Genomic DNA, 20143 nt, shown 5'->3' on the forward strand with positions numbered 1-20143 from the left:
GCAACCCCCTCGCCGCTGCGGCGGTGCACCACGGTCAGGCGATGCCCAGCCGCGCCAACGGCTCCACCAGCTCCCGCTCCTCGTAGCTGAGGTGCGACAGGAGGGCGTCGGTAAGCAGGTCCACAGCGGCCCGCAGCCCGGCGAGCCCGTCCGGAGACCCGACGTACGCGACGAGCGCCCGGTCGACACCCTCAAGCACGTCGTGGATGACGTGGTGCTCCTGCTCCAACCTGTCGACCACCGGCCCGAGCCGGGGGTCGCTCGCCCGCAACCTCGGAAAGAACGACTGGTCCTCGATCGTGTGGTGGGTGGTGACGATGCGGCAGTACGACTCGCAGTAGACGCCGAGCGTCCAGCGGTTCTGCCGCATGGTCATCGTGTTGATGTGCGACCGGGCCGCCCCGGCGTCGATCTCACCTGCCGCCACCTGCTCGATCAGGCCGTGGATCTGGGCCAGTTCGGCGCGCAGACCGTCGTGGATCTGCACCAGGTGCGCGCCGGTGGCCTGTTCCTGCGGGGTGTACGTGCGCTCCGGGTCGGGTGTGGGGCCGGTCGGCCGGGTCGACTCGTCCCACACCCGCTGCTCGCTTCGTCGTACCCCGTCGTCGGGGGTCGGCACCACGGCGAACCCGCCGCCGGCCGCGGTGGCCCGGCTCGCCTGGATCGGCGAGGCGGCGACCGGCGAGGCGGCGACCGGTGTCGGCTCCGGCGCAGGTCCCGCACCCGGCTGGGCCGGGGTGTGGTCCGCGACCGCGCCCCGGTCCCGTTCGGCCGCGACCAGCTCGCGGACCGCGGGGGCCACCTCGCCGGCGAACCGGCGCAGGTCGTCGGGGTCGTCGCTGCCCAGGATGAAGGCGCTGACGCCGTCGTCAAGTGCCAGCCCGGCCAGCTCCTCGGCCCACTGCTCGGCGGGCCCGTTCAGCGGGCCGCGACCGATGGTCGCGAACTCGCCGGAGATGTTGAGCAGCCGACGGACGTCCCGTGTGGACCGACCGGCCTGCTGCGCGGCGTCGTCGATGATCGCGTTGCCCTTGGCCAGGTCACCGGGCTGAAGGTAGCCGAGCGTGGGCAGCCAGCCGTCGCCCCGACGACCGGTGAGCTGGAGCATCCGGGGCTTGTACGCACCCAGCCAGATCGGCACCGCGTGAGCCGGCGCGGGCCCACGCTTGGCGCCCACCACCCGGTAGAACTCGCCGTCGACCCGCACTCCACCACGCGTCTCGACGTCCCAGAGTTGGCGGATGGCGTCGATGGCCTCCTCCAGCGCTCGGACGCCCTGGCCGGGGGTCAGCCGCCGGCCACCCATCGCCTCGATGGCGTCCCAGAACGCCCCCGCCCCGAGGCCGAGGCCGACCCGGCCACCGCTGAGCAGGTCCAGGCTGGCCACGCTGCGGGCGAGCACCGCCGGCGGGCGCAGCGGCAGGTTCGTCACGTTCGCGGCCAGGTGCACCCGGCTGGTGCGGGCCGCGACGAAGCTCAGCAGCGTCCAGGTGTCGAGGAACGCCGGCTGGTACGGGTGATCCTGGAAGGTGACCAGGTCGAGCCCGACCTGCTCGGCCAGGACGGCGACGGCGACGGTGCGGTCCGGAGTGCCGGCGCTGGGGGTGACGAAGGATCCGAAGATCAGGTCGTGGCCGTAGTCGCTCATCTGCGAGCCTCCCGATTCACCCGACGCCTCGGGCGATGCGTCGTGGCCTTAACCTTATGTCAGACAGAACATCTGCTGCCAACAAGGTCTGACTCACTGCGGTATTGTCAGGGAATGACGGGTGCCACTCAGCGGCCGGACCGGCCCGATCCGCTCGACGACGACCTGGGGTGGATGCTCGGGATCGTCTTCCGCGGCTACGTGCGGGCGGCCGAGCACACGTTCACCGACTTCCCCGGTGGCCCCCGTGGCTACCAGCTACTCACGGCGGCGCTCAACGGGCCGGCCCGCAACCAGGGCGCGATCGCCGAGGAGATCGGCATCGACCGCACCGTGCTCACGTACCTGATCGACGACCTGGAGCGGCCCGGTTACGTCACCCGTCGGGCCGACCCCGCCGACCGGCGCAACCGGCTGGTCGAGGTCACCGACGCCGGCCGTGCGGCGTGGGGGCAGCGGCGGTCGGTGCTGCGGCAGGTCGAGTCGCACCTGCTGGGGGCGCTCACGCCGACCGAGTCGGCGACGCTGCGGTCACTCCTGCAGAAGGTCGCCTGCTCGGCCCAGGCGGTCGACCCGCTGCGCGACCTCTGCGAGGTGGTGACACGGGCGCAGGCCGACCCGGTGCCCGCTGCTCCCCCGGCCCGTGCCGCAGCGGCACCGAGCGGGCCGGCCACCACTCCCCGGGCCCGCCGCCGCAGAGCCGACTGACCTGCGGGCGGGCCCGCCCCGCACCGCCCGACGTCGTCCGTCGAGTGGTGCCGGACCGGCCCGCCGTGTCGCTGTCGCGCCCGGTCAGCGCACGTGCACGAACACCGGGTTCGAGTAGAACCACAGGTCGTCCCAGGGGCTCTCCAGCCCGTCGGCGAGCGGCTCGGCCTCGTCGGTGCTGGTGCCACGCACCCGCGCGTAGGTGTCCGCCTCGACATTACGAAGGGTGTGCCGGATGACGTAGCTGTCGCCGTGCCGACGCCAGTCCCGCGGGCCGAACCGGGCCGCCACCTTCGTGGTGGGGTTGGTGTCGGCGTCCAGGCTGGCGCTCGGGCCGGTGATCTGGCCGACGATCAGGTCGACACGGCGGACCTCGGGCCGGTCGCCGTTCGCGTTGACCCCACCCAGCGGGCGGAACGTGATCTCGATCTCGACGTCGGTACGACTCCGCCGGCTCACCGTGATCGTCTCGCCCACCTCGGCGGTCCTGCCCTGGGACGTCGCGGTGACGTCGAGGCTGCGGATCAGGTCACCGGTGGTGACCCAGATCCGGCCGTTGCGCAGGCCGTCCATGATGTCGCCGTAGTCCTGACGGGCGTGCACGTACGTCTTGCTGTACTCGCCCGGCCAGAAGTCGGAGCCGCCGCGGGTCCAGTGCACGTGCGAGTCCGAGGTCGCGGTGATCCACCAGCGCCGACCCTCGCCGAGCAGGGAGTCCCACAGGCCGCCGACCCGGGCGGTCATCTGGTCGAAGCCACCGTAGGTGGGGTGGTTGCCGTACCCGCCCCGCTTGCCGCCGTTGAGCGGGCCGGCCTGGTGACCGGGCGCGCCCTCGAAGCCGATGTAGACGTCCGGTGCGGCGTTGTTGCCGTTGCGGAACTCACGTGGGGTGTCCTGGCCGTAGACGCCGAGACCGGGCGCCGACCGGGACGCGTGGTGGGCGATCACCAACGGCTTGTGCGGCATGCCCCGGGCCACCTTGAGGAACTCCACCATCTTGGCCTCGGTGTCGCGGGCCGGGTCGGTGGGGAACGCGTCGTACTTGGCGAACCGGCTCTCCAGCTCGAAGAGCTGCTTCGCCTCGTCGTCGTGGCGCGGGATCATCAGCGTGTGGTGGTCCAGCGAGGGCGCGTCGAACTCCATGCCCCAGAACTGGAGAACCTCGGGGACCAGCTTGCGGGACCGCAGCAGGTCGGGGTAGGCCTGCTCGATGTTCACCTTGGAGTGGGTCGGCCCACCGTGGTCGGTGCACATGGCCCAGGTCAGACCGAAGTTCTTCGCCATGATGGCGTTGGTGACGATCGGGTAGACCGCGTCCGCGCCCTTGTGGAAGACGATCGGCGACTTCGTGGTGTCGAACTCGCCGCTGTACTCGGAGTGGACGTGGTGGTCGCCCGCGCGCCACGCCCGGTTCTTGGAGTTGCCCCGGTCGCTCTTGTCGTCACCCGGTCGGCGGTCCTCGTCGGCCCAGGCCGCGCCGGCACCGACCAGGGGGCTGGCGGCGGCCAGCGTCGCGCCGACGCCCGCGTACTTGACCAGCTTGCGCCGGGACAGCTGCGCGTGCTCGGTCTCTTCGGGATGCTTGTCTCTCACGTGAGAGCCTCTCCTCGATCAAGCGATTGCACTTTCGATCAAGGAGCCTCGGAGACAGCGGTGAACACCCGCCGTACGCAGCGGGTGCGCGTGATGAATACCGGGGTCAGATGCGTGCGCGGGGCAGCCAACCCAGGAATCGGAGCCGGACCCGAGGCAGTGGCAGCGTGGGCAGGTCCTGGGCGGCGGCGACGAGGCAGGAGCCGAGATAGACCGCGAGGGAGGCGCGCGCTCCGCCGAACTCGGCGAGCAGTTGGCTCTGCTTGGTGGCGCAGGGCCACTCGCGCCCACATCCGGTGCACGTCCAGCTCGGCGGGTTCGGGAGGTGCTCCGGCAGCTTGGCGCGGCGGTAGCGACCGACGACGCTGTTGTCCGGGCGTACGTCGCGGCGTCGTGCCACGGGGCCCTCGTTGCGGCGCGTCGCCGGACGCCTTCCGGGCAGGTAGCGCCCGACGGTGCCGAAGAGCACCCCGACGCGGATCAGGGCGTCCGGTCCGACGTGCTGGGCCAGCAACGCGGTCATCAGGTAGTGCCCCAGCAGGTCGAAGGCGTCACGGTTCAGGCCCAGATCGCGGCAGAGGTCGACGAATTCCGGTGTGGTCAGCGGCACCCGGTCGTCGAGGGCGCGGCGCAGCACCTCACGCAGCCCGCCCCCGAGCATCTCCAGCGCGTCCCCCTCACCCAGACCCAGGCTGTCCTCGTCCGCCACCCGGGCCAGCGCCTCGGCCACGGCGAGTCGAACGACACGGTCAGGATCAGTACCGTCCAATGCTTCCCCCTTTGGTGGGCCGGTCTCCCGGCGGTGACCCGGTCGTCCTCCGACGAATCATGAACAAGATTTCGCCGTCGGCCACGGAGGTGGCTAGGACAGCGGACGCAGAGCCATTCGGCGCGCTAGTCGGAAAACGAAGTCGAGAGACCGACACACCGCCCTGATTCGCAGGACACCACGTCAGCGATTGTCGTATGGTGACATTCCCATCTACAGATATTGCGCCTGAAGGCCACTGATCGATCAGTCTCAACCGGTCGCTGCCGTCCCGCTCGCGACGTTCCACCTCACCGCACCGCCGGCCACCGACGTGCCAGGTCACCGCCGAGCACCCGGTACGTCCCGATCCGCCGCCGGCACCCGTTCCACCAGCCGGAGGCACCTCCACCGGACGGAGACAGCGGATGACGTCATCGCCAGTGCAGAGCCACAATTTCGACAGCCGGGACCCGACGGCGATCCAGGAATTCCTGTCCGCCACCTACGACCCCAAGCTGCGCATCCACAGCAGGAACGCGTACCGGCTCACCCACCGCCGCGTCGACACCGGCCCCTTTGCCATCGCGACGACCCGCCAGACCGGGCACCTCGAGATCGGTGCCAGCACCCTCGACGGGCTGGTCATCGGTCGTGCCCGCACCGCGCGCGTCGACCGCTCCTGCGCCGGGTCGACCCACCGGTTCGGCCCCGGCGACGTCTTCCTCGTCACCAGGCCGCAGGAGCCGTGCGCCGTCCGTTGGCACCCCGGCGACGTGGAGTTGTGCGTCCTGGACCTCTCGGTGCTGGCGCAGGTGGCCACCACCGCGCCGGCCCGCAGACCCGGTCGGATCCAGTTCACCGAACTGGGTCCCGCCAGTACGGCCCTGGCCCGGCAGTGGCGCAACACCACGAGCTTCGTCCGCGATGTCGTGTTGACCAGCCCGGCCGCCGGGGCGCAGTCGCTGGTGATCGGCAACGCCGCCCGGATGCTTGCCGCGGCGGCGCTCGCGGTCTTCCCCAACACCGCGTTCACCGAGCCGACCGCCGCGGACCGGAACGACGCCACCACCGCCACGCTACGGCGGGCGATCGCGTTCCTGGAGGAGCACGCCGACCGGGACATCAGCGCGGCGGACATCGCCGGCGCGGCCGGCGTCTCCCTCCGGGCGGTGCAGCTCGCCTTCCGTCGTCACCTCGGCACCACCCCCATGGCCTACCTGCGGCGGACCCGGCTCGTCCGGGCACACCACGACCTGATCCGCGCCGACCCACGCCAGGAGACGGTCTCGGCGATCGCCAGTCGGTGGGGGTTCGCCAGCCACAGCAGGTTCACCGCCCGATACCACGCCAGTTACGGCGTGCCGCCGCGCGAGACGCTGAACACCTGAGGCGCAGCCAGCGGCCCGTGCCTTGTGCGGGGGACCACGACGAGACGACAATCGATGCCGTGAAGCTCCCGTCACCGCTCGCGGTGCCGCTGGTGGCGCTGCTGACCCTCGCCGCCTGCGGCACCTCGCCCGGGTCGGGCGACGACCCGCCGGGCGGCGCACCGCCGGCCTCCGCGGCCACCCCCTCCGCCGTCGTCCGGTCCCCGGTCGCGTTCGACAAGGCGCTGCACGACGAGCTGGTCGCGATGCTGGAGCGCGACCAGGCCGACCGCCAGGGCACGCCGCAGAGCGAGTCCGACCAGGCCCGCACCGCCCGGTTGAAGGAGATCATCCAAGCCCACGGTTGGCCGTCCTTCGCGCTCGTCGGCGAGGACGGCGGCAACGCCGCCTGGGCGATCGCCCAGCACTCCGACCAGGATCCGACCTTCCAACAGGAGGCGTTGGAGCTGCTGCGGGCGGCGGTGGCCGCCCGCCAGGCATCGCCGGGCAACCTGGCCTACCTGGAGGACCGGGTCGCGACGGGCAAGGGCGAGCCCCAGGTGTACGGCACACAGATCCGCTGCGGAGCGGACGGCCCCGCCCCGGCGACCCCGATCAGGGACGAACCGGGTGTCGAGCGACGCCGGGCCGAGGCGGGCCTGCCGACGCTCGCCAGCTACCTGGCCGAGATGACCACGATCTGCGCGCAGGACGCCAACTAACCTGCCGGCCTCCACCGTGCGCCCGGCCAGTACAGCTAGCCCCGGTCGCGCTCATGGCCGTCGCGGGCGGTCTGCACCTCGGGCACCGAGGCCTCCAGCAGATCGGCGAGGCCACGGAGGTGATCGGCGACCTGGACGCCGAGCGGGGTCAGCGAGTATTCGACGCGCGGCGGGATCGCGGTGAGCACCTCACGGGTGAGCATCCCGTCGCGTTCGAGGGTCTGCAGGGTCTGGGAGAGCATCCGCTCACTGACCCCGTCGATGCGGCGGCGCAGCGCGTTGAACCGGTAGCGGCCCTCGCCGAGTGCCAACAGGGCCAGCGAGGCCCACTTCGAGGTGACGTCCTCGAAGGCCGCACGGGAGGTGCAACCCCGGGCGAAGACATCGCTCACGAATTCCTGGGTAGGCCCCGCCGGGTCCTGGACCGGCATGTCGCTCACCTCACCAGCCTATCCCACGCCAACCAACCGTTAGCGCTGTAGATTCGTAAGTGCCTGCTAATTTGTAACTACCGTCCGGAGGTTCCCATGCCCACCTACGCCGTCACCGGCGCCACCGGCCGACTGGGCCGACTGGTGATCGAGCAAATGCTGGACAGTGGCGTACCCGCCGCCGAGGTCGCCGCCATCGTCCGCAGCCCGGAGAAGGCCGCCGACCTGGCCGCCCGCGGGGTCGAGATCCGCAAGGCCGACTACGACGACCCGTCGACGCTGCCCGGCGCCGTGGCCGGCGTACGCCATCTGCTGCTCATCTCCGGCGACACCCCCGGTCAACGCGTCCCCCAGCACACCGCGGTCATCGACGCCGCCAAGCTCGCCGGGGTGCAGCGTCTCGTCTACACGAGCATCCTCAAGGCCGACACCACTGCGAATCCCCTCGCTCCGGAGCACCGGGCCACCGAGGAGGTCCTCGCCACGTCCGGGCTGCCCTACACCGTGCTGCGCAACGGTTGGTACACCGAGAACTACACCGACCAACTGCCGCAGTACCTGGGGTCCGGCACGATCCTCGGCGCCACCGGCGGCAGCAAGATCTCCGCCGCGACCCGGGCGGACTACGCGGGTGCCGCGGTGGCGGCGCTGACCCGCGAGGAGGACGGCAACGCCGTCTACGAACTGGGCGGCACCGCATTCACCTTCGACGAACTGGCCGAGGCAGTGACGGAGGTGACCGGCACCACTGTCGTCCACCAGGACATGTCCGCCGCCGAGCTGGCCTCCGCCCTGCGGAACGTCGGCCTGGACGCGGGCACCGCCGGGTTCGTCGCCGCACTCGACGTGTCCATCGCCGAGGGCGAGCTGGCGACCGACAGCGACGACCTGAGCCGACTGCTCGGTCGACCGAGCACCCCCCTGCGCGATGCCGTGCGGGCCGCACGGGTCTGACCGGGGCCCTCACCGAAGCGGGCGGCGGCGCGAGGTCGCCGTCGCCCGCCAGCCGGTGACCGTATCGTCGGCGGCATGGTGAGGCACCTCGACGATCGAATCTTCGTCCGCGCCGCCGGGCCGGAAGACGACCCCGAACAGGTCTTCGACTTGCTGTGGCAACTCGCCCCCGACGACGTACGACCGGATCCCACCCGGCTGACCAGCGCCTGGCGTGACCTGCACGCGCAGGCTGGCCGTCGCCTCCTGCTGGCCGTCGCCGGGGAGACCGTCGTGGGCACCCTGGACACCCTCGTCGCCCCGAACCTCACCCACGGCGCGCGTCCGTACATGGTGGTGGAGAACGTGGTGGTCGCGGCCGGCTGGCGCCGTCGGGGCGTCGCGCGAGCCCTCATGCTGGCGGCGCTCGACGATGCGGCGGCGGCCGGGTGCTACAAGGTCCAACTGGTCTCGAACGCCACGCGTACCGACGCCATCGCTTCTACGCGTCCCTCGGGTTCGCGCAGTCCGCCCTCGGCTACCGCCGGTATCTCACCACCGCGACCTGACACCTGGCGCTTGCGCGTCCCGTCCAGCTACTCCGCTTCGTCCTGCTCCTCGGTGAGTTCGGCCAGGACGTCGGCCGCGTCACGGTTCCCGGCGTCGGCGAGCCGGCGAAGTTCGCCGACGTCCGCCCGCTCCGCGGCCAACTCGACGAGCTGGTCGGCGGCGTCCTTGTCGCCCCGGTCGGCGAGACGCCGCAGCTCGTCCACGTCGCCGAGTTCGCTGGCGAGTTCGACGAGTTGGGCCGCCGCGTCGGCGTTGCCGTCCTCGGCCAGCTGACGCAGCTCGGTGAGGTCACCCCGCTCCCCCGCAAGCTCGACGAGTTGGTCGACCGCGTCCCGGTCACCGTCGCTGGCCCGTTGGCGCAGGTCGGCAAGATCAGGGTCGGACATCGCGCACCTCTTCGCAGTTGGCGTGGCCGGCCTGGTCCCGCTCACCACGAGAACCTAGACCAGCCGGTGTCGTGGTGGCGCGGGAACGACGGACACCGCCTGTCGGCCGATCCGCTCAGCTCACCTCGGACGCCTCGACGGTCAGCAAGCCGGTCAGCAGACCGCGCAGGGTCCGCTCGACGAGGTCCGCCCGGGGCGCCGGCCCGGCGGGCTGACCGAACGCCGCGAGCAGATGCGGGTACGCGGCGAGGTCCACCCCGGCCACGCTGAACGCCCCGGCGGCGGTTTCCCGGCGGGCGAAGAGGCTCACCACGCCGGTCATCATCGCGATGGCCTCGAACTTGGCGGTCGCGGAGCAGCGCACGGGCTCCAGGACCCGGATGCAGTTGTCGAACCAGGCCAGGCTCTCCGGGCCGGTGCCGGACGGCCGGTGGATCACGTCGAGCAGCCACGGATGGGCGGCGAACAGCGCCAACTGCCGTCGCCCCAGCAGCACCATCGTCTCCAACCAGTCGCCCTCCGACTGCGGGTACGGGCGCAGCTCCCCCACGGCCCGGTCGGTCATCAGGTCCAACAGGTCGTTGCGCGACGACAGGTAGCGGTAGAGGGATCCGGCACCGGTGCCGAGTGCGGCGGCCACGGCGCGCATCGACACCGCCGTCAGCCCTTCGGCGTCGGCCAGGGCGATGGCGGCCGCCACGATGGCGTCCCGACTGTGCGCCGGGGCGGGGCCGCGGCTGCCGCGTCCGGGTCTGCTCCAGATCGATTGCGGGTCGGGGCCGCCGTCGCCGGTACTCGCGGGTGCGTCGTTCACCGACCTACTGAAAACTGCGAACGTCGTTTGCAGTTGTTTGTCGGCGGGGAGCGGGTGGGCCCGAGATGGAGCAGGTCAGGGCACGGGACGGCGCGACGATCGTGCTGCACTCGACCGGAACGGGGCCGGGGATCGTCGTGGTGCACGGCGGCGGCGTGACCATCGACGTCTACCGGCGGCTGGCCGCGGCGCTCGCCGACCGGTTCACCGTGCACCTCTACAACCGACGGGGACGGGCCGACGCGCCACCGAGGCAGGTGCCCTACACCGCCGACCAGGAGGTCGACGACCTCGCCGCCGTGTTGGCGCACACCGCGTCCGGCAACGTCATCGGCCACAGCGCCGGAGGCTTCCTGGCGCTCGAAGCCGCGCTCCGACTGCCGATCGACCGACTCGCCCTCTACGACGCCGCGATCTCGATCCACGGCAGCTTCCCGTCGGCCTGGCTCGCGCCGGCCCGGGCGGCGGCAGAGGCCGGCGACACCGCCCGCAGCCTCGCCATCACCACCGCCGGCATCAACCCGCAGATGCCGGCGGCGAGGCTCCCGCTGCGCGTCCAGGTCGCGATGCTGCGCGCCTTCCTGCGCACGCCGATCGGCCGGACCATGGGCGAGTTGCTGCCGGCGACCCTGGACGAGTCGGCCCTGATCCTGGCTCACGACGGGCCGGCCGGCCGGTGGGCCGGCGTCTCCGCCGAGGTACTGTTGGCCTGCGGCGCCGGTGATGCCGCACCGGGCGGCTCACTCCTGAGGGGTCACACGATCGCCCACCGTCATGGATCTTGGCTAGGCTGGTGGGCATGCCCACACACCATCCACACCGCCGCATGATCGAGTCGGTCGACTGGTGAGTGACGCCGCCGCGCCCACCCAGCGAGGTGGGCCGGAACCGCCGTCGCGGCACCGGTCGGGTTGGGCCAGCCAGTGCGCCCGCCTCGCCCGGTCCCGCCCCTTCGAGATCGCCATCGTCGTGGTCATCCTCGCCAACGGCATCGTCCTCGGCCTGGAGACGTACGACGACCTGAGCCCCGCCGACACCGCGCTGCACGGGCTGGAGCTGTTCTTCCGGGCCGTGTTCGTCGTCGAGATCGCCATCCGGCTGGCGGCGTACGGGAGGCGCCCGCAGGACTTCTTCCGGCACGGCTGGAACGTCTTCGACTTCGTGGTGATCGCGGCGATCTTCGTACCCGGCCTGCACGGTGACTCGGCGTTGCTGCGGGTCGTGCGGGTCGCCCGCATGGTCCGCCTGGTGCGGTTCTCGCCGGGTCTGCGGACCATCGTCTCCGCGCTGTGGCGCAGCCTGCCGGGCGTCACCGGGTTCCTCGCCCTGGCCGTGGTGACGCTCTACGTGTACGGCATGGCCGGTTGGCTGATCTTCGGCGACAGGTACCCGGAGGAGTACGGCGACATCGGACGATCGCTGTTGACGTTGTTCGTGCTGTTGTCGCTGGAGACCCTGCCGGACCTCATCGAGCAGGGCATGGCGATCTCGCCGTGGACGCTGCTCTACTACGTCAGCTACGTGGTCATCACCGTCAACCTGCTGCTCAACATCCTCATCGCGGTCATCGTGAACTCGATGGAGGAGGCCCGCCGGTTGGAGATGACCGAGCGACTGGCTCCCGGGTACGACGAGGACGGCGACGGCGTACCGGACGAGGTGGACCGCATCGCGCTCACCCAACGGCTTGACGACCTGCGGGCGGTCATCACCGAGTTGGAACGGGAGTTGCGCATCGACCGGGAGGACGGGCACGGCCGCCCTCACCGGGACAGCGCCCGTACCAGACGGTGATCCGACGCTCGCGCTGCGTCTTCGCGTTCGGATAGTGTCGGTGGCGGTCCCATCGGCCCTTCTGAGGGGGTACCGGCATGACGGCCAGTGTCGACAATGCCCAGACCACCACCGACCCTACGGCCACCCTCGGCACCGTTGTCGACGACGTGGTCCGCCCTGCACACCCGTAACTTCCGATAGCGGTACCGTGGACCTGCCATGACCAGCCACCCCCGCGAGGAACTGCTGCGGCTGCGCGCGCAGACCGAGGCGCAAGCCGTCGCCCTGGAGAGCGACCTGCGAAGCCTCTTCGAGGCGTCCCGGTCGTCGAACGCCGACGACGAGCACGACCCCGAGGGCAGCACCATCGCCTTCGAACGCGCGCAGCTCACCGCCGTCCTGGACGCCACCCGCCGACGGCTGGCCGAGTTGGACGTCGCTCTGCGACGGGTGGACGACGGCAGCTATGGCGTGTGCGAGGGCTGTGGCCGCCCGATCCCCGCCGAGCGCCTCGCCGCCCGTCCGGCGGCGCGCACGTGTGTGACCTGCGCCAGCCGCCGGTGACGGCACGGGCTGACCCCTCCGCCCGACCGTCGCGTCCGACTGCTCGGGAGGACGGCCGAGGGCTCGTGGTGCGCGCCCCCGACCCGGCCGAACCGCCGCCGCTACCCGGCATCCGGCGGCGTTGTCGCGCCCATGCCGGGCACGACCTCACCGGCGCTCAGGCGGGGCTGCGCCGTTCCAGCAGGACCACGTCACGCCAGCGTCCGTGGTGGCAACCAACCCGCTCGCGTACGCCGATGACCCGGAACCCGGCCCGCTGGTGCAGCGCCAGGCTGGCGGTGTTCTCCGGGAAGACCCCGGACTGGATCGTCCAGATGCCGGCGGCCTCGGTGGAGGTGATCAGCGCGTCCAGCAGCAGTCGGGCGACGCCACGGCCCTGGGCGGCCGGGTCGACGTACACGGAGTGCTCCACCACTCCGGCGTAGACCGCGCGGGTCGAGGTCGGCGAGACGGCGACCCAGCCAAGGATGGTGCCGTCGCTGTCAACCGCCACGAAGCGGTGAGCGCTCAGGCGCCCGGCGTCGAACGCCGCCCAACTCGGCGCGGTGATCTCGAAACTGGCGTCACCGGTGTCCAGGCCGGCCTGGTAGATCGCCAGGACCCGGTCGGCGTCGGCGTCGGTCATGGGCCGCACGGCAATGTCGACCATCAGCGGGTTCCCTTCCGCAAGAGACCAGGCGAACGTCCTGACACCCGTCGGATCAGACGGCTGCACAGATCAGGTGAGTGTCAACCTAGAGGAGTCCCTTCTCGGGGAACCGCCGTCTTCACTTCTGCAACATGATCGACGCGGCGTCCGCGACGACACCCAACGACCAATCGAGCTGACGGCATGTGCCCTGATTCGCGCATTCGAGGCAGCCGCCTGAACGCCATGTCCGGTCGAGTGCCCGAGTCCAGTGCGCATCAAGAGTCCTCATCGCGGCGAACAACTCGTCTGCCCGACTCACAGGTTTATCAATCGGCACGGCGCCACCCTCCCGCGATCACCACGTTGGGCCCCACCTGGGGGCAGAGACCATGTGTCGTGCTCCCCAGGTGGGTGTGCGGCCGAGGACCCGGGAGTTTGCCGAAACCAGGGAAACCGGCCAAGCAGGAACTTATTCCTACTTGTAGGAGTAGGTCAAGTCATCTCCTGGAACTTGTTGGAACAGGTCTACTCGTGATCAGATTGGACTGCCGAAACCAGGAAACCTACGGAGTTCGACCCATGTCAATCGAGCGAGTGGACTACCGGCGCATCGCCAACGAGATCGCGGGAAAGATCAAGTCTGGTGAGCTCGCTCCGGGCGAGAAGCTGCCATCCACCCGTGAGCTGGCCGAGCAGTACGGCGTACACATCTCCACCATCAACCGGGTCATGACGATCCTCAAGGATCGCGAGTTGGTCGAGGGCCACCCAGGCAAAGGTGTCTACGTCGCAGAAGCCGAAAGCTGACAGCGAGCCACCCTCGCCGCGATCTTGCAGTTTCTGTCCTGACGTAGAGGGCATCTCACGCATTTTGACGACCGAAACTGCAAGATCGGCGCGGCAGGGGTGACGGGCCTCAGTGACGACCAGCGTAGAGCGCGCGGTCGCCTAGTTCCTCTTCTATGCGGATGAGCTGGTTGTACTTGGCCGTGCGGTCGGAGCGCGACAGCGAGCCGGTCTTGATCTGCCCGCATCCGACGGCCACCGCCAGGTCGGCGATCGTGGTGTCCTCGGTCTCGCCGGACCGGTGCGACATCACCACCCGGTACCCGGCCTTGTGGGCGGCGTCCACGGTCGTCAGCGTCTCGGTGAGGGTGCCGATCTGGTTGACCTTGACCAGGATCGCGTTGGCGTACCCCCCGTCGATCCCGTCGCGCAGCCGGTCGACGTCGGTGCAGAAGACGTCGTCGCCGACCAACTGCACGCGCTCCCCCGCAGCCGCCGTCAGCCGCTTCCAGCCGACGATGTCGTCCTCGGCCATCGGGTCCTCGATCGAGCTGATCGGGTACCGGGAGACCAGGTCGAGCAGGTAGTCGATGTGCTCCGCGACGGTGCGCCGGCGTCCCTCGCCGACGTAGTCGTAGACGCCGTCTTGGAAGAACTCCGAGCTGGCCGGGTCGAGGCAGATCAGCACGTCGGCGCCGGGCTCGTAGCCGGTGTCCTCGATCGCGCGCAGCACGAACCGCAGCGCCTCGTCGGCATCCGTGAAGGTGGGCGCGAAGCCGCCCTCGTCGCCGACGTTCGTGTTGTGCCCGGCCGCGGCGAGGGACCCCTTCAGGGTGTGGAAGACCTCCGCGCCCATGCGGACCGCCTCGGCGAAGGTCTGCGCTCCGACCGGCGCGATCATGAACTCCTGGAAGTCGAGCGGGTTGTCGGCGTGCGCCCCGCCGTTGATGATGTTCATCATCGGCACCGGCAGCAGGCGGGCGCCGACGCCACCGACGTAGCGGTAGAGCGGTTGCCGGTGGGCCGACGCCGCCGCCTTCGCAGTCGCGAGGGACACCGCCAGGATCGCGTTGGCGCCCAGCCGGCCCTTGTCCTTCGACCCGTCGAGGTCGATCATCGTCTCGTCGATCAGGGCCTGGTCCTCCGCGTCGAGCCCGAGCACCGCGTCGGCGATCTCGCCGTTGACCGCGGCGACGGCCCCGCTGACCCCCTTGCCGTGAAAACGCGTCCGGTCGCCGTCACGCAGCTCGACCGCCTCGTTCGCCCCCGTCGACGCCCCGGACGGCACGGCCGCCCGGCCGGTCGACCCGTCGGCGAGGACCACGTCGGCCTCCACCGTCGGGTTACCCCTGCTGTCGAGGATCTGCCGCGCCCGCACCCGACTGACTGCCGTCATCACACACTCCCTGCTCATGCCGCCTTTTCGCAGCCAGACTGGCAGGAAACGGCGGCCCTGGCACCGCGACGATCGACACGTTGACCCGTACCCCGGGGTGCGGGTTTAGGGTCGCGGGATGCGGGTGGGTGAGTTGGCACGGCGGACCGGGACCACAGTCCGGGCGCTGCGGTACTACGAGTCGGCCGGGCTGGTCGTGCCCCGACGGTTGAGCAACGGCTACCGCGAGTACGACCCGATAGCGGTGCGGCTGGTGGCCCAGATCCGCGAGCTGATGGCGCTCGGCCTCACCGTCGAGGAGACCCGGCCGTTCGTGGAGTCGATCGCCGGTGGTGCCGACGACACCGACGTGTGCGCGGCGGCGCTGGCCACGTACCGCAGCACCATCACCCACCTCCAGGAACGGATCGGCAGGTTGAGCGCCCAGCGCGACGCGCTCGACGCGCGCCTCGACGCCGCCGCGACCCAGGTCGTGCCCGGCGGTGCGGCGCAGGGCGGTGACCCGGGCGCGCTTGTCGGCGTCACACTGCCGCCGCTGTCGTTCTACGGCACCGACGGCCGTCCGGTCGATCTCGGCGCGCTCGGCGCCGGCCGCAGCGTCATCTTCGTCTACCCCCTGACCGGGCGGCCCGGCGTCGACCTGCCCAACGGGCTGCTGGAGGTACACGGCGCCCGGGGCAGCACCGAGCAGGCCGCCTGGTTCCGTGACCACCACGCGGAGCTTCGCGCGGCCGGCGCCGCCCGGGTGTACGGGCTGTCCGCGCAGTCGACCGGGTACCAGCGGGAACTCGCGCACCGGCTGCGGCTGCCCTACCCGCTGATCCCCGACCCGAGGTTGAGCCTGGCCGAGGCGTTGGGGCTGCCGACGCGCACCGCCGGCGACATGACGCTCTACGAGCGGTTGACCCTGATCGTCACCGACGGCGCGGTCGAACACGTCTTTCACCCGATCCCGGACCCGGCGTCGCATCCCCTCGAGGTGATGCGGTGGCTCACCAAACGACGCCAGGCCCCCGGATCGGCCGCCGCCTAGAAGTCGTCGTCGAAGGCCACGGTGCCGCTCACCCCCACCTGGTACGCCGACACCCGCCGCTCGAAGAAGTTGGACAGCTCCTGCACGTCCTGCAACTCCATGAAGGCGAACGGGTTGCTCGACCCGTAGTGCGGGGCGATGCCGAGCTGGGCGAGGCGGCGGTCGGCGACGTGCTGGAGGTACTCCCGCATGTCGGTAAGCGTCAGGCCGGGCACACCGTGGCCCAACAGGTCCTCGGCGAACTGCACCTCGCACTCGACGGCCTCGGTGAGCATCTGGCGCACCTGGTCGGCGAGGTCGTCGTCGAACAGGTCCGGCTCCTCGGAGCGGACGGTGTCGACGACGTCGAACGCGAACGCCATGTGCATGGACTCGTCGCGGAACACCCAGTTGGTGCCGGAGGCGAGGCCGTGCAGCAGGCCGCGGGAGCGCAGGAAGTAGACGTACGCGAACGCACCGTAGAAGAACAGACCCTCGATGCAGGCGGCGAAGCAGATCAGGTTGAGCAGGAACGTCCGCCGGTCCTCGCGGGACCTCAGTTCCCGGAGTTCACCGAGCGAGTCGATCCAGCGGAAGCAGAACTCGGCCTTGCGACGGATCGACGGGATGTTCTCGATCGCCGCGAACGCCGCGAAACGCTCGGTCTCGTCGGGCACGTACGTGTCGAGCAGGTTGAGATAGAACTGGACGTGCACGGCCTCCTCGAACAGCTGCCGGGACAGGTAGAGGCGACCCTCGGGGCTGTTGACGTGCTGATAGAGGTTGAGCACCAGGTTGTTGGCGACGATGGTGTCGCCGGTGGCGAAGAACGCCACCAGGCGGCTGACCAGGTGCCGTTCGGCCGGCGACAGCTTGTCCAGGTCGGTGAGGTCGGCGTGCAGGTCGACCTCCTCGACGGTCCAGGTGTTGCGGATCGCGTCGCGGAACCTGTCGAAGAAGTGCGGGTAGCGCATCGGGCGGAGGGTGAGGTCCATCCCGGGGTCGAGCAGCATGTGCGTGGTCCTCGTGTCGGTGGTATTGGCGGCGGGGGTCACTGGCACGCCTCGCACGACTCGGGGTTCTCCAGCGAGCAGGCGAGCGCCTCCGCGTCGAGGGCGACGGACGCGAGGGCAACTGGCGCGGCGGGTGCCACGGCGCTGACGGTGGCCTGCTGGATCCGGGTGGCGGGGCGTGAGCGCAGGTAGTAGGTGGTCTTCAGCCCGGCCTTCCAGGCGTACAGGTACATCGAGGAGAGCTTGCCGATCGTCGGTGCGGCCAGGAACAGGTTCAGCGACTGGGACTGGTCGATGAACGGGGCACGGGCGGCGGCCAGGTCGATCAGCGCCCGCTGCGGCAGCTCCCACGCGGTGCGGAACAGCTCCCGTACGCCGGCCGGCAGTTCGGCGATGTCCTGCACCGACCCCTCGGCCCGCTTGATCGCCGACCGGATCCGGTCGGTCCACAGCCCCCGGGCCTTCAGCTCGCGTACCAACGCGGTGTTGACCTGGAGGAACTCCCCGGACAGCGTCTCGCGCTTGAACAGGTTCGACACCTGCGGCTCGATGCACTCGTAGCACCCGGCGATCGAGGCGATGGTCGCCGTCGGCGCGACCGCCACCAGCAGCGAGTTACGCAGGCCGTGCGCCGCGACCTCTTCCCGCAGGGCCGCCCAGCGTGCCGTCTGCGTACCCTGGACACCCCACAGGTCGGGCTGGAGCTGGCCCCGCGCGGCCCGGGTCTGCGGGTACGCCGGGTGCGCGCCGAACTCGCGCGCCAGGTCGGCGGAGGTCTCCAGCGCGGTCAGGTACAGCTCCTCGCTGATCCGGGTGGACAGTTCCCGGGCGGCCGGCGAGTCGAAGGGCAGCCGCAGGGCGAAGAAGACGTCCTGCAACCCCATCAGCCCGAGCCCGACGGGCCGCCAGCGGGGGTTGCTCGCCGCCGCCTGCGCGGTCGGGTAGTAGTTGATGTCGATGACCCGGTCCAGGAAGGTCACCGCGGTGCGGACCGTGGCGCGCAGCCGCTCCCAGTCGATGCCGCCGTCGGCGAGATGGGCGGCGAGGTTCACCGAGCCGAGGTTGCACACGGCGGTCTCGGCGTCGTTCGACACCTCGACGATCTCGGTGCAGAGATTCGACAGGTGTACCACGTTGCCCGGCTCGGCGGTCTGGTTGCACAGCCGGTTCGACGCGTCCTTGAAGGTCATCCACCCGTTGCCGGTCTGGGCGAGGGTCCGCATCATCTTCCCGTACAGCTCCCGCGCCGGGACCTGCCGCACGTAGCGGCCCTGCGCCTCGGCCTCCCGGTACGCGGCGTCGAACCGCTCCCCCCACAGGTCGGGCAGCTCGGGCACCTCGCTCGGGTCGAACAGCGACCACATCTCGTCGGCCTCGACCCGGCGCATGAACTCGTCCGGGATCCAGTTGGCCAGGTTGAGGTTGTGGGTGCGCCGGGCGTCCTCGCCGGTGTTGTCGCGCAGGTGCAGGAACTCCTCGATGTCCGGGTGCCACGGCTCGAGGTAGACGCAGGCCGCGCCCTTGCGCCGGCCGCCCTGGTTGACGGCGGCGACGCTCGCGTCGAGCGTGCGCAGCCACGGCACGATCCCGTTGGACTGCCCGTTCGTGCCCCGGATCAGCGCTCCCCGGGAGCGGACCCGGGAGTACGCGATGCCGATGCCACCGGCGAACTTGGACAGGTTGGCGACCTGGGCGTACCGGGCGTAGATCGAGTCCAACTCGTCGAGCGGGGAGTCGACCAGATAGCAGGAGGACATCTGGGTGTGTCGGGTGCCGGAGTTGAACAACGTCGGTGAGCTGGGCAGGTAGGCCAGGCTGGACATCAGCCGGTAGAAGCCGACCGCCTCGTCCGCCGTCCGGGACAGGCCACAGGCCACCCGCAGCAGCCAGTACTGCGGGGTCTCCAGCACCAGTCGGCTGGTGGGGTGGCGCAGCAGGTAGCGGTCGTACACCGTGCGCAGGCCGAAGTACTCGAACCGGCGGTCAGCGTCCGGGTCGACGGCGTGGTCCAGGGTCGTGGCGTGCGCGGCGACGAACGCGGCGGTGTCGTCGCCGATCAGACCCTCGGTGTGCCCGGCGCGGATCGCCGCGCTGAACGAGGTGATGCCCTGTCGACGCACCTCCTTGTCGACGTACCCGGCGAGCAGCCGCGCCGCGAGGCGCGAGTACTGCGGTTCCTCACCGATCATCTCGGCCGCCGTCTGGATGGACAGCCGGTCCAGTTCCGCGGTGGTCGCGCCGTCGTAGAGGCCGCTGATGGTTCGGGTGGCCACCCGCATCGGGTCGACGTCGGTCAGGTCGTCGGCCCACCGCTCGACCGCTCGGACGATCTTGTTCACGTCCACGGGTTCGGTGCCGCCGTCGCGCTTGCGGACCTGCATCGGCGTTCGCCGCAGGGTCGCGTCGCCGCTGGCCGGGACTACCTCGGTGACTGTCACCACTCGCTCCTCGGAGTTCGAGACCTGGTGGCCCGGACGCGAGGAGACAGACACCGACGGACGCCACGCCGCTGCGGGCGTGGGTCAGGTGGCGTCGGCCGTCCCACGCGGCCTCGGACCGCCGCCCACCCGGGTGCGGGTACGCGGCGCGCTGGCAGGTCTTCGGACTCGCGGGCACGACCGGGCTCGCCGGTCTCCTACTGGCCGTCGCTTCCCAGGCCGAACGTGGCCCAGTGCTGATGACGGCTGTCGTTCCCACTCACCGCTGCGGGACAGTCCCGGATTTCCACCGGGTTCCCTGTTGCCTCGACCGCACCGGATGAGCGGCCGAACCAGCTGCGCTCGACACCATATATAGGGACGCAGCCGTTGTCACACCCCACATGTCGGTCTCGGGCGTGTCGGGAGCGTTGCGGTGACCACCGTCACCAACCCCGGGACGCACACTGCGGCCGACCGACGCCGGGAAGCGGCGACGAGGCGGCGTCTTCGGGTGTCGACAGTCGACAAACATCATATGTCTGCGCCCCTGGAGTGATCGACAACGTTGACGTTCTGGACCGGCCCTCCGTATACTCCCAGTGATCATCTGATCTTTAGCCTA

At 70.6% G+C, this 20143-nt stretch carries 20 protein-coding genes and 1 riboswitch; of the genes, 10 read left to right on the forward strand and 10 right to left on the reverse strand.

Translation table 11 applies throughout. The features are described from left to right. Positions 1 to 34 precede the first annotated feature (34 nt). Entirely contained in the window at positions 35 to 1648 is a 1614-nt protein-coding gene (locus AB0C15_RS20095; RefSeq protein WP_357354013.1) for an LLM class flavin-dependent oxidoreductase, read from the reverse strand. A 114-nt stretch (positions 1649 to 1762) separates the two neighbouring features. Between AB0C15_RS20095 and AB0C15_RS20100 the strand changes: the two genes are divergently transcribed. After that, positions 1763 to 2356 (forward strand): MarR family winged helix-turn-helix transcriptional regulator, encoded by a 594-nt coding sequence (locus AB0C15_RS20100; RefSeq protein ID WP_357354015.1) that lies wholly within the window; start codon positions 1763 to 1765, stop codon positions 2354 to 2356. Between the two features lie 84 nt (positions 2357 to 2440). On the opposite strand, the gene AB0C15_RS20105 is transcribed toward AB0C15_RS20100, so the two are convergent. After that, positions 2441 to 3949 (reverse strand): phosphoesterase, encoded by a 1509-nt coding sequence (locus AB0C15_RS20105; protein WP_357354017.1) that lies wholly within the window; start codon positions 3947 to 3949, stop codon positions 2441 to 2443. Positions 3950 to 4055: 106 nt separating this feature from the next. After that, positions 4056 to 4718 (reverse strand): hypothetical protein, encoded by a 663-nt coding sequence (locus AB0C15_RS20110; RefSeq protein ID WP_357354019.1) that lies wholly within the window; start codon positions 4716 to 4718, stop codon positions 4056 to 4058. 407 nt (positions 4719 to 5125) lie between these two features. On the opposite strand from AB0C15_RS20110, the gene AB0C15_RS20115 reads away from it, so the two are divergent. Further along, entirely contained in the window at positions 5126 to 6088 is a 963-nt protein-coding gene (locus tag AB0C15_RS20115) for a helix-turn-helix transcriptional regulator (protein ID WP_357354021.1), read from the forward strand. Positions 6089 to 6147: 59 nt separating this feature from the next. Next, a complete protein-coding gene (locus AB0C15_RS20120) occupies positions 6148 to 6789 on the forward strand; it encodes a DUF6624 domain-containing protein (RefSeq protein WP_357354023.1) in 642 nt (213 codons plus the stop codon). A 35-nt stretch (positions 6790 to 6824) separates the two neighbouring features. On the opposite strand, the gene AB0C15_RS20125 is transcribed toward AB0C15_RS20120, so the two are convergent. Continuing rightward, positions 6825 to 7220 carry a helix-turn-helix domain-containing protein gene (locus tag AB0C15_RS20125; RefSeq protein WP_357354222.1) on the reverse strand — a complete coding sequence of 132 codons (396 nt, stop codon included), beginning with the start codon at positions 7218 to 7220 and terminating at the stop codon, positions 6825 to 6827. A 96-nt stretch (positions 7221 to 7316) separates the two neighbouring features. Here AB0C15_RS20125 and AB0C15_RS20130 point away from each other — a divergent pair, with 96 nt between their 5' ends. Next, positions 7317 to 8174 carry an SDR family oxidoreductase gene (locus AB0C15_RS20130; protein ID WP_357354026.1) on the forward strand — a complete coding sequence of 286 codons (858 nt, stop codon included), beginning with the start codon at positions 7317 to 7319 and terminating at the stop codon, positions 8172 to 8174. Positions 8175 to 8183: 9 nt separating this feature from the next. Here AB0C15_RS20130 and AB0C15_RS20135 read toward each other — a convergent pair whose 3' ends face one another. After that, positions 8184 to 8489, reverse strand: a complete 306-nt coding sequence (locus AB0C15_RS20135) for a hypothetical protein (RefSeq protein ID WP_357354234.1) — start codon at positions 8487 to 8489, stop codon at positions 8184 to 8186. Here AB0C15_RS20135 and AB0C15_RS20140 point away from each other — a divergent pair. Then, on the forward strand, positions 8373 to 8996 hold the full coding sequence (locus AB0C15_RS20140; protein WP_357354224.1) for a GNAT family N-acetyltransferase: 624 nt from the start codon (positions 8373 to 8375) through the stop codon (positions 8994 to 8996). The genes AB0C15_RS20135 and AB0C15_RS20140 overlap by 117 nt on opposite strands. Before the next feature lie 228 nt (positions 8997 to 9224). Here the strand turns inward: AB0C15_RS20140 and AB0C15_RS20145 are convergent, their stop codons facing one another. Beyond that, a complete protein-coding gene (locus tag AB0C15_RS20145; protein WP_357354028.1) occupies positions 9225 to 9923 on the reverse strand; it encodes a helix-turn-helix domain-containing protein in 699 nt (232 codons plus the stop codon). Between the two features lie 65 nt (positions 9924 to 9988). Between AB0C15_RS20145 and AB0C15_RS20150 the strand changes: the two genes are divergently transcribed. The 3 genes from AB0C15_RS20150 to AB0C15_RS20160 all read left to right on the forward strand — a co-directional run bounded on the left by AB0C15_RS20150 (position 9989) and on the right by AB0C15_RS20160 (position 12263). Further along, positions 9989 to 10753 carry an alpha/beta fold hydrolase gene (locus AB0C15_RS20150; RefSeq protein WP_357354030.1) on the forward strand — a complete coding sequence of 255 codons (765 nt, stop codon included), beginning with the start codon at positions 9989 to 9991 and terminating at the stop codon, positions 10751 to 10753. A 16-nt stretch (positions 10754 to 10769) separates the two neighbouring features. Further along, on the forward strand, positions 10770 to 11717 hold the full coding sequence (locus tag AB0C15_RS20155) for an ion transporter (RefSeq protein ID WP_357354032.1): 948 nt from the start codon (positions 10770 to 10772) through the stop codon (positions 11715 to 11717). Between the two features lie 201 nt (positions 11718 to 11918). Beyond that, the gene (locus AB0C15_RS20160) at positions 11919 to 12263 is read left to right on the forward strand and encodes a TraR/DksA C4-type zinc finger protein (protein ID WP_357354034.1); all 345 of its coding nucleotides are present in this window, start codon (positions 11919 to 11921) and stop codon (positions 12261 to 12263) included. A 157-nt stretch (positions 12264 to 12420) separates the two neighbouring features. Here the strand turns inward: AB0C15_RS20160 and AB0C15_RS20165 are convergent, their stop codons facing one another. Further along, positions 12421 to 12912, reverse strand: coding sequence for an N-acetyltransferase family protein (locus AB0C15_RS20165; protein WP_357354036.1), 492 nt, complete (start codon positions 12910 to 12912; stop codon positions 12421 to 12423). Between the two features lie 561 nt (positions 12913 to 13473). Here AB0C15_RS20165 and AB0C15_RS20170 point away from each other — a divergent pair. After that, positions 13474 to 13701 carry a winged helix-turn-helix domain-containing protein gene (locus AB0C15_RS20170; protein WP_357354038.1) on the forward strand — a complete coding sequence of 76 codons (228 nt, stop codon included), beginning with the start codon at positions 13474 to 13476 and terminating at the stop codon, positions 13699 to 13701. A gap of 109 nt (positions 13702 to 13810) precedes the next feature. Here AB0C15_RS20170 and eno read toward each other — a convergent pair whose 3' ends face one another. Further along, on the reverse strand, positions 13811 to 15076 hold the full coding sequence (gene eno, locus AB0C15_RS20175; protein ID WP_357354040.1) for a phosphopyruvate hydratase: 1266 nt from the start codon (positions 15074 to 15076) through the stop codon (positions 13811 to 13813). A 118-nt stretch (positions 15077 to 15194) separates the two neighbouring features. On the opposite strand from eno, the gene AB0C15_RS20180 reads away from it, so the two are divergent. Further along, positions 15195 to 16109, forward strand: coding sequence for a MerR family transcriptional regulator (locus AB0C15_RS20180; RefSeq protein ID WP_357354042.1), 915 nt, complete (start codon positions 15195 to 15197; stop codon positions 16107 to 16109). Here AB0C15_RS20180 and AB0C15_RS20185 read toward each other — a convergent pair. Together AB0C15_RS20185 and AB0C15_RS20190 are read right to left on the reverse strand one after the other, a co-directional pair. Continuing rightward, the gene (locus AB0C15_RS20185) at positions 16106 to 17101 is read right to left on the reverse strand and encodes a ribonucleotide-diphosphate reductase subunit beta (RefSeq protein ID WP_357354044.1); all 996 of its coding nucleotides are present in this window, start codon (positions 17099 to 17101) and stop codon (positions 16106 to 16108) included. The two genes, AB0C15_RS20180 and AB0C15_RS20185, sit on opposite strands and share 4 nt — an antisense overlap. Positions 17102 to 17139: 38 nt before the next feature. Beyond that, positions 17140 to 19482: a ribonucleoside-diphosphate reductase subunit alpha gene (locus tag AB0C15_RS20190; protein ID WP_357354226.1), complete on the reverse strand. Its 2343-nt coding sequence runs from the start codon at positions 19480 to 19482 to the stop codon at positions 17140 to 17142. A 192-nt stretch (positions 19483 to 19674) separates the two neighbouring features. Beyond that, positions 19675 to 19891: riboswitch (cobalamin riboswitch) on the reverse strand. Between the last annotated feature and the right edge of the window lie 252 nt (positions 19892 to 20143).

Origin of the sequence: Micromonospora sp. NPDC048835 (assembly GCF_040649995.1) — a bacterium.
Classification (GTDB): domain Bacteria; phylum Actinomycetota; class Actinomycetes; order Mycobacteriales; family Micromonosporaceae; genus Micromonospora.